Source organism: endosymbiont of unidentified scaly snail isolate Monju (assembly GCF_000801295.1).
GTDB lineage: Bacteria > Pseudomonadota > Gammaproteobacteria > Chromatiales > Chromatiaceae > MONJU.
Window position 1 is genome coordinate 1,449,779 of the sequence record NZ_AP012978.1, and the last position, 14,392, is coordinate 1,464,170.

General features: G+C 66.3%; 12 protein-coding genes and 1 pseudogene. 5 read left to right on the forward strand and 8 right to left on the reverse strand.

From position 1 onward, the window contains the following. Positions 1 to 15: 15 nt before the first annotated feature. From EBS_RS06995 to EBS_RS12950, 3 genes are read left to right on the forward strand one after another with little or no spacing between them, the layout of a single operon-like run. Entirely contained in the window at positions 16 to 324 is a 309-nt protein-coding gene (locus EBS_RS06995; protein ID WP_231892779.1) for a hypothetical protein, read from the forward strand. Continuing rightward, positions 314 to 1,720, forward strand: coding sequence for a cytochrome c oxidase accessory protein CcoG (gene ccoG, locus EBS_RS07000; RefSeq protein ID WP_043107967.1), 1,407 nt, complete (start codon positions 314 to 316; stop codon positions 1,718 to 1,720). The genes EBS_RS06995 and ccoG overlap by 11 nt, the downstream gene beginning before the upstream one ends. A gap of 26 nt (positions 1,721 to 1,746) precedes the next feature. Further along, positions 1,747 to 2,256 carry a FixH family protein gene (locus EBS_RS12950; protein ID WP_171816209.1) on the forward strand — a complete coding sequence of 170 codons (510 nt, stop codon included), beginning with the start codon at positions 1,747 to 1,749 and terminating at the stop codon, positions 2,254 to 2,256. A gap of 145 nt (positions 2,257 to 2,401) precedes the next feature. On the opposite strand, the gene dnaQ is transcribed toward EBS_RS12950, so the two are convergent. Genes dnaQ through EBS_RS07020 form a run of 3 tightly spaced genes read right to left on the reverse strand, consistent with a single transcriptional unit; the run spans position 2,402 to position 4,349 of the window. Then, a complete protein-coding gene (gene dnaQ, locus EBS_RS07010; RefSeq protein ID WP_043107971.1) occupies positions 2,402 to 3,130 on the reverse strand; it encodes a DNA polymerase III subunit epsilon in 729 nt (242 codons plus the stop codon). Continuing rightward, positions 3,127 to 3,567: a ribonuclease HI gene (gene rnhA, locus EBS_RS07015; protein ID WP_043107972.1), complete on the reverse strand. Its 441-nt coding sequence runs from the start codon at positions 3,565 to 3,567 to the stop codon at positions 3,127 to 3,129. The genes dnaQ and rnhA overlap by 4 nt, the downstream gene beginning before the upstream one ends. Continuing rightward, positions 3,564 to 4,349, reverse strand: a complete 786-nt coding sequence (locus EBS_RS07020; protein WP_052199383.1) for a class I SAM-dependent methyltransferase — start codon at positions 4,347 to 4,349, stop codon at positions 3,564 to 3,566. Before EBS_RS07020 ends, rnhA begins: the two co-directional genes overlap by 4 nt. 248 nt (positions 4,350 to 4,597) lie before the next feature. Here EBS_RS07020 and EBS_RS07025 point away from each other — a divergent pair, with 248 nt between their 5' ends. Continuing rightward, entirely contained in the window at positions 4,598 to 5,839 is a 1,242-nt protein-coding gene (locus EBS_RS07025) for a LysM peptidoglycan-binding domain-containing protein (protein WP_052199384.1), read from the forward strand. 535 nt (positions 5,840 to 6,374) lie between these two features. Here the strand turns inward: EBS_RS07025 and EBS_RS07030 are convergent. The 5 genes and pseudogenes from EBS_RS07030 to EBS_RS07050 all read right to left on the reverse strand — a co-directional run bounded on the left by EBS_RS07030 (position 6,375) and on the right by EBS_RS07050 (position 13,477). Beyond that, positions 6,375 to 6,971, reverse strand: coding sequence for a hypothetical protein (locus EBS_RS07030; RefSeq protein WP_043107973.1), 597 nt, complete (start codon positions 6,969 to 6,971; stop codon positions 6,375 to 6,377). A 3-nt stretch (positions 6,972 to 6,974) separates the two neighbouring features. Continuing rightward, entirely contained in the window at positions 6,975 to 8,972 is a 1,998-nt protein-coding gene (locus tag EBS_RS07035; protein ID WP_043107975.1) for an ABC transporter ATP-binding protein, read from the reverse strand. After that, a pseudogene (locus EBS_RS07040) lies at positions 8,969 to 10,251 on the reverse strand (ABC transporter permease). Before EBS_RS07040 ends, EBS_RS07035 begins: the two are co-directional and overlap by 4 nt. Further along, on the reverse strand, positions 10,251 to 11,228 hold the full coding sequence (locus EBS_RS07045; RefSeq protein WP_043107976.1) for an ABC transporter permease: 978 nt from the start codon (positions 11,226 to 11,228) through the stop codon (positions 10,251 to 10,253). Before EBS_RS07045 ends, EBS_RS07040 begins: the two are co-directional and overlap by 1 nt. Then, complete coding sequence (locus EBS_RS07050; protein ID WP_081999870.1) at positions 11,225 to 13,477, reverse strand: ABC transporter substrate-binding protein; 2,253 nt, start codon at positions 13,475 to 13,477, stop codon at positions 11,225 to 11,227. The genes EBS_RS07045 and EBS_RS07050 overlap by 4 nt, the downstream gene beginning before the upstream one ends. Positions 13,478 to 13,535: 58 nt before the next feature. On the opposite strand from EBS_RS07050, the gene EBS_RS07055 reads away from it, so the two are divergent. Further along, on the forward strand, positions 13,536 to 14,312 hold the full coding sequence (locus EBS_RS07055; protein ID WP_043107978.1) for an enoyl-ACP reductase FabI: 777 nt from the start codon (positions 13,536 to 13,538) through the stop codon (positions 14,310 to 14,312). Positions 14,313 to 14,392: the final 80 nt, after the last annotated feature.

Sequence of the window (14,392 nt, forward strand, 5' to 3'; positions counted from 1 at the left end):
CAGGGAAGCACCGCCGTGGCCACTTTGCCCGTGACCAAGACACCGACCGAGTCCATCCCGCTGGTGCAGAAGATCGTTTCCATCCTGTGGCCTTCGTTCCTCACCGCCGCGGGTGCGACGATCCTTTTCTTCGCGGTCTTCGATCCACGCACCCTGGCCGAACTGCACCAGATCACCGGCCTTTCACGACTGGCCGGCTACACCCTGGGCTTCTTCGGTTTCTGGCTGCTGACCTCGATCAGCAGCGCCCTGACCTGTTACTTCCGCAGACCCTGTCACGAACAGGCTCCTACCAGCACCGAGGGTAACGACGTTGAGCAGTAATGACGCAACCCACACCGCCGACGCCAACGGCGGCGAACTCTACCAGAAGCACAAGAAGGTCTATGTGCGCGAGGTGCACGGCCTGTTCGCCACCCTGCGCAACACCGCCATGGTGGTCCTGCTGGGCCTGTACTACGGCGTGGCCTGGATCAACTGGGACGGTCACCAGGCCGTGCTGTTCGACCTGCCGGCCCGCAAGTTCTACCTGTTCGGCCTGGTGTTCTGGCCACAGGACTTCATCTACCTGTCGGCACTGCTGATCATCGCCGCCATCGCCCTGTTCATGTTCACCTCCCTGGCCGGGCGCCTGTGGTGCGGCTATGCCTGCCCGCAGACGGTCTGGACCGAGATCTACATGCTCATGGAACGCTGGATCGAGGGTGACGGCCGCAAGCAGCGCAAGCTCGACCAGGGCAAGCACGACGCCCACTACTACCGCGTCAAGATCACCAAGCACGCGCTCTGGCTGGCCTTCTCGCTGTGGACCGGTTTCACCTTCGTGGGCTATTTCACGCCCATCCGCGAGTTGGCACACAACTTCATCACCTGGAACCTCGGCCCCTGGGAGGCCTTCTGGATCTTCTTCTACGGCTTCGCCACCTATGGCAACGCCGGGTTCCTGCGCGAACAGGTCTGCATCTACATGTGCCCCTATGCGCGCTTCCAGAGCGCCATGTTCGACCGCGATACCCTGGTCATCAGCTACGACGTCAAGCGCGGCGAGCCGCGCTCGCGTAAACCGAAAAAGAACGCCGCCGACGGCGAGAAGACCGGCGATTGCGTGGACTGCGGCCTGTGCGTCCAGGTCTGCCCCACCGGCATCGACATCCGCAACGGCCTGCAATACCAGTGCATCGGCTGCGCCGCCTGTGTCGATATCTGCGACCAGGTCATGGAGAAGATCGGCAAGCCCAAGGGGCTGATCCGCTACACCACCGAGAATGCGCTGGAAGGCAAGCCCACGCATATCCTGCGCCCGCGGCTGTTCGTCTACATCGGCATCCTGACGCTGGTCACCGGCCTGCTGTTCTGGGCCATCCTGTCGCGTACGCCGCTCGAGATAGACATCATCCGCGATCGCAGCGCCCTCTATACCGAAAACCAGATGGGCCTGATCGAGAACGTCTACCGGTTGAAGGTCATCAACATGGACCAGCATCCACACGACTTCGAGATCACTGTCGAGGGCATCGAAGGCATCTCGCTGGTCGGCAAGTCGCCGTTGGTGGTGCATGTCGAGAGCGGCGACGTGGTTGACGTGCCGGTGCGCGTCCAGGTCGATCCCGAATCGATCCATTCGCGCTCCACCCAGATCTTCTTCAATGTGCTCGCCCGCGACAGGCACGAGCTGTTCCGCCATGAACCGGCCCGCTTCCTCGGCCCCGTATCCCGATGAACCCTGATTTCCAGGAGAACAACGCCATGCGCACTGCAGACGAATTGCTGCCCCGCCCCTGGTATCGCCAGTTCTGGCCCTGGTTTCTCATCAGTATCCCGCTGGCCGCCATCGTCGCCTCGATCGTGACCATCAACCTGGCGATCGACAGTAACGATGGCCTGGTGGTGGACAACTACTACAAGAAGGGCCTGGCGATCCACCTGGATGCCGAGGCCCTGCAACGGGCTCGCAACCTGGGCGTGGAGGCCGATATCCGCATCTCGCAGGCCAAGCACCTGCTCGATCTGAACCTGAAAACGCGTTCGCAACAGGCCCAGGGTCGGTTACAGATCGCCCTGCGCCACCCCACCCAGGCCCATCACGACCTGCTGCTTGACCTGGTTCCCGCCGGGCCCCATCACTATCGGGCCGAGTTGCCTGCCGACATGGCGCGGGTCAACTGGGTGATCCAGCTCAGCGCCCCGGAGAGCGGCTGGCAACTGCACGGCCGCATCGACAACAACCAGGACGAGGCGCAGCTGCTGCTGCGCTGAAGGGGCGCAGCGAAGAAAGACAAGGAGATAGCCGGCCTCTCTTTCGTTCCCCTCCGGGGAAAGGGCCGGAACCCGGGGCCGAGGGGGAGAAGCACCACGAACTTGCCCCCTGCCCGCTCCGGGGAGAGGGCGGGAGTGAGCGGCATCAGCCCTCGGCACGCCACAGGGTCTTGCCGCCCGAGGCCTTGTCGATGGCAGCCAGCCGTTGTTCATGGCGCGCGAGCTCCTCGGCGCTGGCGCGCACCACCCGCAGCGGCGGACGATCGGCTGGCAGACGGCGGATGCCCGAGGCCTCGCCCTCGCTCGACTCACCGTCTTCTTCCCCCTCCAGGCTGAGCGTCTTCTGGCCACCGGTCATGGCCAGGTACACATCGGCCAGGATCTCGGCATCGAGCAGTGCGCCGTGCTTGGTGCGATGCGCATTGTCGATGTCGTAGCGCCCGCACAGGGCATCCAGGCTGTTGCGCTGCCCCGGGTGCATCTCGCGCGCCATCACCAGCGTGTCGGTGATCTCGCACAACTCGGCCATGCGCGGCCCCTCCGGCAGGCGCGCGAACTCGGCGTCGATGAAGCCCACATCGAACGGTGCGTTGTGGATGATGACCTCGGCCCCACGCAGGTAGGCGATGAACTCCTCGGCAATGTCGGCAAAGCGCGGCTTGTCGGCCAGGAACTCGTTGGTGATGCCGTGCACCTCGACCGCGCCGGCATCGATCTCGCGATCCGGCTGCAGGTAGACATGGAAATTGTTGCCGGTGAGCCGCCGGTCGATCAGCTCGACACAGCCGATCTCGATGATACGGTGCCCCTGCGCCGGCTCCAGGCCGGTGGTCTCGGTATCCAGCACGATCTGGCGCTTGCCTGCCTCGCTCACCCTTCCATCTCCTCGATACCGCGGTTGGCCAGTGCATCCGCGCGTTCGTTCTCCGCGTGCCCGGTATGCCCGCGCACCCACTGCCATTCGATGTCATGGCGACCGGCGGCCTCCTCCAGGCGCTGCCACAGGTCGGCGTTCTTCACCGGCTTCTTCGCACTGGTCTTCCAGCCATTGCGTTTCCAGTTGTGGATCCACTGGGTGATACCGTTCTTCACGTACTGCGAATCGGTGGTGACGATCACCCGGCTGGGCCGCCTCAGCGCCTCCAGACCGCGGATCACCGCCATCAGCTCCATGCGATTGTTGGTCGTCTCCGGCTCACCGCCCCACAGTTCCTTTTCCACGTCGCCATAGCGCAGCAGGGCACCCCAGCCTCCGGGACCGGGGTTGCCCCTGCAGGCGCCATCGGTAAAGAGTTCCACCGGCTTGTTCATGTCGTGTCGTTTTCCCGTTTCATCGAACCGCGCGCGGAGGGCTCGACCACCCCACGCGGCGAAAGCACGCGCAAGGCCCGCCAGCGCGGGCGGATCGGGGTCACGGTGGACACCCGCTTGACTGCGCGGATCACGTAGACCCCGGCGAACATCGGCCACAGGCGCCGTGCCAACCGCTCGAAGCGTCCCGGTGGTCCCGCGCCCAGCGCAACGTGCGCCAATGACAGACCGAAACCGGTGACATCGGTGTATTCGATATCGAAACCCAGCAGACCCAGCCAGTCGGCCACCCGGCGGTAGGAGAGAAAATGCCCGCACCAGGGCACCTGGCCACGCCGCTTGAGAAACCAGCGCCATATCCCCCACAAGCTGAAAGGGTTGAAACCGACGATCAGCACCCGCCCCTCGGGAATCAGTACGCGCTCGACCTCGCGCAGCACCTGTTGCGGATCGAGCGCATAGTCCAGCCCATGGTGCAGCACGGCCACGTCGATGGCATCGGTGCGCAGCGGCAGGCGCTCGCCCTCGGCGAGAATATCCAGGGTGTCATCGCCCGTCCCCAGGCGCAGCTTTTCACGCACCGGGCAATCCGCCACGCCGGACAGGTCGCCGGCCACCCCCTGAATGTCCACCAGGTAGTAACCGAACAGCCCCTCCGACAAGCGCCTCAACAGGGCCTGCTCGGCCTGCAACAACGGGCGTCCAGCCTCGCCGGTGAACCACTGACACAGGGCCTGGCGGAATTCGGGGGAGGCCCCTTCACAGGTGGGAGTGGTGTGCATCAGAGTGGTTGGATCCCGCTGGATTTCGTATAGTCCCGCGCCATGATTTGCGCGCCGGACACCGCCATAGCCCTCGATTCTGACCAAAGCCGCCGCTTCCGGCAATGGCTGATTCCGGCCGCTCGCCTGGCCCTGCTCGCGGCCCTGCTGTCGCTGACCGGCTGTGTGCTCCCGCCAGGCGAGCCCACGGTGCGCCCCGATACCCCGCCAGCCCCTGAAACGAAAGCCCCCCGCCCGCGCACGGGGCAATGCCGACACCCCCATCGGTCGATGTCGAAACGGCGTCGGCAGACAGGGAGCTGCCGACAAACGTTCCCGCCCCCCCTGCCGACCTCTGGGAACGGCTGCGCCGGCGCTTCCGCTTCCAGGGTCTCGAACACCCGCGCATCGAGGCCGAGCTGAACCGCCTGCGCCGCCACCCGGCCGCGCTGCGCGCCCTGTTCAACCGCGCCACACCTTACCTGTACTACATCACCAACGAGGTGGAAACCCGCGACATGCCGGGCGAGATCGCCCTGCTGCCGATGGTGGAGAGCGGTTTCCGGCCCCGGGCCTATTCGCCCAACGGCGCCGCGGGACTGTGGCAGTTCATGCCGGGCACCGCGCACATGCTGGGGCTGCGCAGAGACCGCTGGTACGATGGGCGGCGTGATGTGCTCGCCGCCACTCCGACCGCCCTGAAATACCTCGAGATCCTGCGCCGCCAACTCGACGACGACTGGCTGCACGCGCTCGCCGCCTACAACTGCGGCATCGGTACGGTGCGCCAGGCCATTCGCCGCGCCACCAGGGCACGGCGCTCGATCGCCTACTGGGAACTGGACCTGCCGGACGAGACCGACGCCTACGTGCCACGCCTGCTGGCGATCGCGCGCATCGTCGCCGATCCCGACGCCTTCGGTATTGCCCTGCCGTCACTCGCCGATCGGCCGCAATTTGCCACCATCGAAATCGACGCCCCACTGGACCTGGCGGTCGCCGCCAGGCTGGCCGAGGTCCCCCTGGCCGAGTTCCTGCGTCTGAACCCGGCCTACCCGCGCGGAGTGACCCCGCCCGACCGGCCCGCCACCCTGCTGATCCCGGTCGAGCGCCAGGCGGCTTTCAAGGAGGCGCTGGCGGCCCTGCCGAAACGCCAGTGGCGACACTGGGCGGAACACCGCGTGAAAAAGGGCGACAGCCTGATCCGCATCGCCCGGCGCTACCGCGTGAGCGTGAGCGCGATCCGCCAGGCCAATGGCCTGCGCGGTCACCTGATCCGTACCGGACGCATCCTGCGCATTCCGCTCGCCGGCCAGGCCAGCGACCGCCAGCAGGGCATCGCCGTGCGCCACGGCCCGCGTATCCGCTACCGGGTCCGCAAGGGCGACTCACTCTACACCATCGCACGCAAGTTCCAGGTGTCGGTACGTGATCTCAAGCGCTGGAACAAGGTGGGACGCTACATCCGGCCCGGCCAACGCCTGGTCGTCTATCCCGGCAGCGCGGGCTGAGACACCTCGTTTGCAAGCCTGCCCCCCGCTTGGCGACTATCGGCCAGCATGGGGCACATGGATAGCGATGACACCCACTCGGGGGCATACGCGGTCCCAGCCCTCGACACCTGCCAGATCACCTGCTGCGGGTACACCAGACCTGCATGGCCATGGACAGGCAGTGTCTGAATTACCTGTGGGAGCGGCATCTCCGCCGCGAACCTTCGGCCCGGGGACGGGCCTCCTACATTACCTGTGGGAGCGGCGTCCCCGCCGCGAACCTTCGGCCCGGGGACGGGCCTCCTACATTACCTGTGGGAGCGGCATCTCCGCCGCGAACCTTCGGCCCGGGGACGGGCCTCCTACATTGCCTGTGGGAGCGGCGTCCCCGCCGCGAACCTTCGGCCCGGGGACGGGCCTCCTACATTGCCTGTGGGAGCGGCGTCCCCGCCGCGAACCCTCCGGCTGACTCGGGAACGATTCCTGCGGGCAAACCAGCCCACTTTGCACAATGACAGAAAAGAGCTGCAACACGCTTGCCACGTCCTGCCCCCTATTCCTGCTCGTCGCAGTTGGCCACGCACACCCGGCGGCTGCGCACCTCGCCCCCGCAGCCGATGTAACAGGCGCGGAAGCTCGCATCGCAGTCGCAGTCACGCCGGCAATCGGCCTGGTAACGTGCCACCAGGGATTCCAGCGTCGGTTCCGCAGGGCGCTCCGGCGGATCCGGCAACACGAGCGCATCCCTTTCGCGGCGCAGGCGGTTCAGCTCGCTGCAGCCGGAGCGCTCATCCCGGGTGCAGCGGGGCTCCAGTTGCGCGATGCGCGCCTCCAGTAATTGGCGCTGGCGCAGTTGCAAGGCCTGCTCGTCCAGCCAGAGTTCACGTTCGCGCAGGTAGATGTCCAGCCGGTCCAGATAGGCCCGACGCCTGGCCGGCAGGTCGGTGTGGGCGCGCGCCTCTGCCCTCTCCCTGCATGCCTGGAAGCGGTGGTCGCAGGCGGCTTCGCAGGCCTGGCGCTGTTGCTCGCAGCCGGCGATGCAGGCCCGCGCCTTGCGGTCCGCCGGCGGGACGAAGTCCTCGATCACCTCGTAGCGGGCGCCACAACCGGCCAGCAACAGGATCGCCAGAATCCAGAGTGCGATCTTCACGGCTTATTCCTTGTCTTCGTACAACCAGCAGGCGACCCAATGCCCTGGCGCCAGCTCGCGCAGTGGCGGATAGGCCTCGTGGCAGCGCGGCATCACCCGCGGACACCGCTCGTGGAAATGGCAGCCGGGCGGCGGTGCGGCCGGTGACGGCAGGTCGCCCTCGAGGCGGATGACCGTGCGCCGATGCTCCGGATCGGGCACCGGCACCGCCGCCAGCAGGGCCCGGGTATAGGGGTGTGCCGGATCCTCCAGGACCGTCTGGGCCGCACCCAGCTCGACGATGCGCCCCAGATACATCACCGCCACCTCGTCGGCCAGGTAGGCCGCCACCGAGATATCGTGAGTGATGAACAGGTAGGCCAGGCCCAGTTCGTCCTGCAGCCCCTCGAGCAGGTTGAGCACCTGGGCCTGCACGCTCACGTCCAGCGCGCTGGTCGGCTCGTCGCATACGATCAGGCGTGGATCGACCGCCAGGGCGCGGGCGATGGCGATGCGCTGACGCTGGCCGCCGGAGAACTCGTGCGGATAGCGGCGCAGTGCCGCGGCCGACAGCCCAACCTGGTCCAGCAGTTCGATGACACGCTCGCGGCGCTCGGCGCGCGAGGCGCCAATGCCCTGCGCCACCATGCCCTCGGCGACGATGTCCTCGACCAGCATGCGCGGGTTCATCGACGAGGCCGGGTCCTGGAAGATGATCTGGAACTGGCGGCGCAGCCGGCGCAGGGCTTCGCCCCGCAAGCGGGTCAACTCAACGCCATCGAAACGCACGCTGCCACCGGTTGGCCGCAGCAGTTGCAGCAACGCCTTGCCGGCAGTGGTCTTGCCGCAACCCGATTCACCCACCAGTGCCAGGGTACGCCCGGGCCAGAGGTCGATGTCCAGGCCATCGACCGCACGCACCTGCCCCACCACACGACGCAGCACGCCCTTGCGGATGGGGAAATGCACTTGCAGGCCGCGCGCGCGGAGCAACGGCTCCGCCGCCCTGGCAGGCGCGGCGCCCTCGTCACGAGCAGCAGGCGGCCCCAGGGCGATCTGTTCGACCGCCAGGTGACAGCGATAGCCGTCTTCGGCCTCACCGCGCCACGGCGGCGCTGCCCCCTCGCAGACCGCCTGGCGGGCCTCGCAACGATCGAGGAAACGGCAGCGGGTGAAGGTCCGGTCCAGCGGCGGCACCCTACCCGGGATGGCGTCCAGGCCCTGCGTCCGCTTGTCCGCCCCGGGTATGGCGCGGAACAGCTTGCGACTGTAGGGATGACGCGGGTTGGCGAAGAACTCGTGCACGCCAGCCGTCTCCACCAGCTGCCCGGCGTACATCACCCCCACCCGATCGGCCATCTCCGCGACCACGCCCAGGTCGTGGGTGATCAACAGGATGGCCATGCCGGTCTCGCGCTGCAGGTCGCGCAGCAGCTCCAGCACCTGCGCCTGGATGGTCACGTCCAGCGCGGTGGTCGGCTCGTCGGCGATCAGCACCTTGGGGCGGCCGGCCAGGGCGATGGCGATCATCACCCGCTGCTTCATGCCGCCGGAGAGCTGGTGTGGGTATTCGTCCACGCGGTGCTCGGGATCAGAGATGCCAACCTGGCGGAACAGCTCGATCACTCTTGGACGTGGATTCGCGGCATGTTCCGGGTCGTGCAGCCGCACCGCCTCGGCCACCTGGCGACCGACGCTCATCACCGGATTGAGCGAGGTCATGGGTTCCTGGAAGATCATGCCGATGCTGCCGCCGCGCTCGCGGCGCATCTCCGCCTCGGTGAGGTCCAGCAGGGAACGCCCCTCGAGCAGTACCTCACCGGCGACGATGCGCCCGGAAGGCGGCAGCAGGCGCATCAGCGAATAGGCGATCATGGACTTGCCGCAGCCCGACTCGCCCACCAGCACGTAGGTCTCGCCATGCCGCAGCGCCAGGTCCACCCCGTCGACCGCGCGCACCGGCTGGTCCTCCGGCCCCAGCCAGGTGCGCAGGCCCCGGGCCTCCAGCAGCAGATCGCTCATGTGCTCTCCTTCAGGCGCGGATCGAAGGCATCGCGCACCACGTCGGCAAACAGGTTGGCCGCCAGCACCAGCACGAACATGAACACGAAGGCGGCCGCCAGCGACCACCAGACCACCGGCTCGCGTGCCAGCTCGAGGCGCGCGCTGTTGATCATGTTGCCCCAGCTGTTGGTGTTGGGGTCGACCCCGATGTTGATATAGGACAGCACCGCCTCGGCCAGTACCAGGCCGCTGAAGTCCAGCACCACCACGATGAGCACGATGTGCATCACGTTCGGCAGCACGTGGCGCGCCAGGATGGTGAAGTGCCGGACCCCGAAGGCCTGTGCCGCCTGCACGTACTCGAGCTGGCGCAGCTTGAGCGTCTCGCCACGCAACAGGCGGCACAGCGAGGTCCAGCTGGTCACTCCGAGGATCAGGCACAGGAAGAGCAGGCGCAGGTCGGCGCGTTCGGTCAGGCTGTTGAATTCCGCCTGGTGATTGTTCATGTAGATCTGCATCATCAGCACCGCGGCGGCGATCAACAGCACCCCGGGCACCGAACTGAGCGTGGTGTAGAGGTACTGGATGACATCGTCCACCCAGCCGCGGAAATAGCCGGCCATGATGCCCAGCAGCACCGCCGCCGGCAGCATCACCAGGGTGGTCAGGGTGCCGATCACCAACCCGGTGCGCACACTCTTGAGCGACTGGTAGAACACGTCCTCCCCCACCTTGTCGGTGCCCAGCAGGTGCCAGACCCCGGCCAGGGTCAGCACCAGACCGAGCAGCAGGGCCATCACCAACCCGGTCCAGGCGGCGCTGCGCAGGGCGGCCAGCTCGGGGGCGCGGAACAGGTGCCGCAAGCGCGCCGGGCGGCCAGGTGCGCCCCGCCCCACTTCAGGCGCGGGTAGTCGCGCACCTTGCGCCCGTCGGGCAGTTCGATGGTCTCGCGCATGTGCAGGTGTGTCGCGAAGGGTGCCGAATAGGTCTTCTCGCGATGCTCGCGCAGGGGGGTGGTGATCAGGTCGAGCAGGCTGAGCACCTCGGTGGCATAACGCGGCCGGCCCTGCGCATCCTGTCCCTGCAGCGGCCGGAAATGCACGGTGTCGAGCAGGCCGATGAACACATACACCGCCAGCACCACCAGCGCGCCCATGGCGGTGCGACTGGCCGCCACCTGCCGCCAGGGTGCGCGCAGGTGCTCATGGCGGCGCGCGTACAGCGCGAACCCCACCGCCAGTGCCAGCAGCAGGTAGATGAGCGCGTCGGTAGCGAGCACGACCGGCTGGAACACCATCACTGCAACCTCACGCGCGGATCGACCAGGGTGTAGGAGATGTCGGTCAGCAGCAGCCCCAGGATGTAGAGCACGGCGCCGAGGAACACCATGGCGCGCACGATGGCGAAGTCCTGGCGGCTGATCGCGTCGATGGTGTAGCTACCCAACCCGGGAATGCCGAAGAAGGATTCCAGCAACAGGCTGCCCATAAACAGGGTCGGGATCACCACCACCACGCCGGTCAGGATGGGGATCAGGGCGTTGCGCAACACGTGACCGAACAGCACGGCGCGCTCGGACAGCCCCTTGGCGCGCGCGGTGCGCACAAAGTCCTTGCCGACCTCCTCGAGGAACAGGGTACGGTACCAGCGCGTGCCCGAACCGATGCCCGAGATCGCGCCGATGATCACCGGCAGCACCAGGAAGCGCCAGGCATCAGGCCCTGGCGCATAGCCGGAGATGGGGAACAGATTGAGCAGCTTGCCCAGCAGCACCTGTCCGCCAATGATGTAGAACAAGCCCGAGATGGACATCATGGCCACGCACAGCACCACGCCCCAGAAATCCAGGTAGGTGCCGCGAAAGAAGGCCAGCAACAGCGAGAAGCTGATGTTCACCGCCAGTCCCACCAGCATGATGGGTATCGCGATCGCCAGGCTGGGCCACATGCGCTGCGCGATGTCGTGCCCGATGTTGCGCCCGCTGTCGGACTGGCCGAAGTCGAAGGCGAACAGGCGCACCGACTTGTCGAAGAAGATGGTGTCGGTCAGCTTGTCCAGTCCCTCGGCCTCGGCGTTCCACACCAACGGCTTGTCGTAGCCGCGTTCCGCCTTCCACTCGGCGATCGCCTGGTCGCTGACCCGCTTGAGCCCCAGGTGCATGCGCGCCATGTCGTCTGGCGAGTTGACCACGAAGAACAGCAGGAAGGTGAGCAGGTTCACCCCGACCAGGATGGGGATGGCATAGAGCACGCGGCGGACGATATAGGCCATCATCGCGCACGTCTCCTCTCACGCGCCCGGTAATCGCGGATCGCGGGCACCGCGGACAGCACCAGCAGACCCAGCAGGGTCCACAGCGGCCAGGTCACCGGCTGGTTCCATTCCTTCTGCCGGCGGGCGCGCAAGGCACCGCCGATGCGCTTGTACTTGAGGGTATTGTTGGCCATCAGGTGCGGCAGGGCGTTGTGGTACCAGACATGGTGCAGGCTGAACGCCTTGGGATAGTAGCCGAACAGCCAGGGCGACTCGGTCTGCAGAATGGCCACCATGCGGTCGATCACCTGCTGTCGCTCGGCACCGTTGGGCAGGTTCTTCATGCGCTCGAACAGGGCATCGAACTCGGCATTGGCGAAGTTGGCCGCGTTCTCGCCGTGGTGCTCGACCTTGCTGTTGGGGCCGTAGAGCAGGAACAGGAAGTTCTCGGGGTCGGGATAGTCGGCATTCCAGCCCCAGCTGAAGATCTGCGCGGTGCCCTTGAGCATCTTTTCCTGGAAGCGGTTGTAGTCGGTGGCGCGCACCACCAGCGAGATCCCCAGCTTGCGGAACTGGTTGACGTACCATTGCAGGATGGACTTGCTGCCCGGCCCCGAGAGCGCGGTGTCGTAGTACAGCACCAGGGCGTTGCCGGTGAGCGGATCGATCCCATCGGGATAGCCCGCCTCGGCCAGCAGGCGCTTCGCCTCCTCGATGGAGCGCCGCACCGGCTTGCCGTCCTGCCAGCGATAGACCACGGGATTGATGCCCTCCCTGCCCTCGCGGTACCCGAAGATCCCCGGCGGCAGCGGCCCGTGCGCCGGCAGGCCGCGCCCGTTGTTGAAGATGGCGATGAACTCCTCCCAGTCCACCGCGATGGCGATCGCCTGGCGCAGCTTGCGCGCACGCTCCTGGTCGGCCGGGTCGTCGGGATCGCCACCGACCATCGGGTCGCGCATGTTGAAGCCCATGTAGTAGATCGAGGTCTCCACCGCGGTGTCCAGGGCGATGCCTTTCTCGCGCATCTCCGGGGTCAGGCGCGCGTCGCCATCGGCAGCGAGCTGCACTGCCTGGTCGAAGCTGTCCGAGGCGATGCCCGAGCTGTCGTAATAGCCCTGGAGGAACTTGTTCCAGCGCGGGATGGCTTCCTTCTCCAGGGCATAGACCTCCTTGTCGATGAACGGCATCGGTTTGCCGGCATCGTCGAGCAGACCACGCGCACGGTCGGCCTCGCTGCCCTCGGCGGGATAGCGCTCACCGTGGAAATTGGGATTACGCTCCAGCACCATGCGCAGATTGGGGTTGTTCTCGGTGAGCATGAAGGGGCCGGTGCCCACCGGGTACCAGTTGAGGGTGATGTTGCGTTCGGTCATGCCGGGCTGGGCATGGAAGCGCTCCGCCTCCCAGGGCATGGGGGCGAAGAAGTTGGTCGCCAGCCAGTAGATGAACTGCGGGTAGCTGTCCTTCAGGCGGATGCTGTAGGTATAGCGGTCGATCACCCGCACCCCCTCCATCTGCAGCGGGCGCAGGTCGGTCCACAGGCGCCCGGCGGCACGATCCCGCCGCGCCTGCTCGGCTGCCGCTTTCGCAAACGCCGCGAAACCCTCGATATGCTCGGCCAGCAACCCGGCCAGCGGCGAGTGGTTGGGCGGAAAGGCCAGGCGCTTGATCTGGTAGGCATAGTCCGCCGCCACCAGCTCGCGGGTGCCGGTCTCGGGGAAATCGGCCAGGGTGTAACGCTCGGCCAGGTCCTCTTCGCGCAACGGCCAGTAGCGATAGCTACCATCGGCCGTGCGCGCAAACGCCGGGTGCGGCTGGTAACGGATCCCCGGGCGGATGTGGATCAGATACTCGGTCGTGGCCACCTGGTCGGCCGGCGCGTCCGCCGGCAACAGCCGGCCCGCCGCATCGTACCGTCGCACCTCGGGCATGCCATCGGCGGTCAGCGGCACCAGCTCGTAGGGGCGCTTCAGGTAATGATATTGCAGAGGGGGCTCATAGACCTGCGAGATGAAGGCCCATTCGTTGGAGCTGTAGGAGCGCGCCGGGTCCAGGTACTTGGGCCGCTCAGCGAAGGAACTGAAGAACACCGACCCCGACACATCTTCCGAGGGCCAGGGGTCGTTCCATGGTGGATCACCGCAGCCGCCCAGCACCAGCAGGGCCAGCAGCAGGAGCAGGCGGAACGGATTGTGGCCGAGTCTTTTGAACAAGGTGCGGCTTTCAGGTAATTTATCGGTTTCCGTACACGGCGATTCGAGGCGGATCATCGCATTCTCCGCCCACGACCGCCAGCGCCGATCAATCTACCAGAGCAGGTAAGGATTCATGGGTTTTCTCGCCGACAAGAAAGCGCTCATCGTGGGCGTCGCCAGCAACCGTTCGATCGCCTACGGCGTGGCCGCGGCTATGCACCGCGAAGGTGCCGAGCTCGCCTTCACCTACCAGGGCGAAAAGCTGGAAAAGCGGGTACGCGGTTTCGCCGAGGAATTCGGCTCGGACATCGTGCTGCCGCTGGATGTGGCCAGCGACGAACAGATCAACGCGGTGTTCGACACCCTGAAGGAACGCTGGGGCGCGCTCGACTGCCTGGTCCACTCGATCGGTTTCGCCCCGCGTGATCAGCTCGAGGGCAGCTACATCGACGCCGTCACCCGCGAGGGCTTCCGTATCGCCCACGACATCAGCTCCTACAGCCTGGCAGCCCTGGCCAAGGCGGCGCGCCCGCTGATGCAGGGCCGTAACGCAAGCATCGTCACCATGACCTACCTGGGCTCGGTGCGCACCGTGCCGAACTACAATGTCATGGGCGTGGCCAAGGCCTCGCTGGAGGCCAACATGCGTTACCTGGCCGACAGCCTGGGGCCCGAGGGGATTCGCGTCAACGCCGTATCCGCCGGCCCCATCCGCACCCTGGCCGCCTCCGGCATCTCCGACTTCCGCAGCATGCTGGCCGAGGCCGAAAAGAAAACACCGCTGCGCCGCAACGTCACCATCGAGCAGGTCGGCAACGCCACGGCCTTCCTCTGCTCGGACCTGGCCTCGGGCATCACCGGGGACGTGCTGTACGTGGACTCGGGGTACCACATTGTCGGGATGACCTGAACATCAGCGTCATAAAACGGTCATAACGCGTTACACAATGCAGAAGTCCTAGCCCAACGAAACCGGGTTCCGTTTCGCCT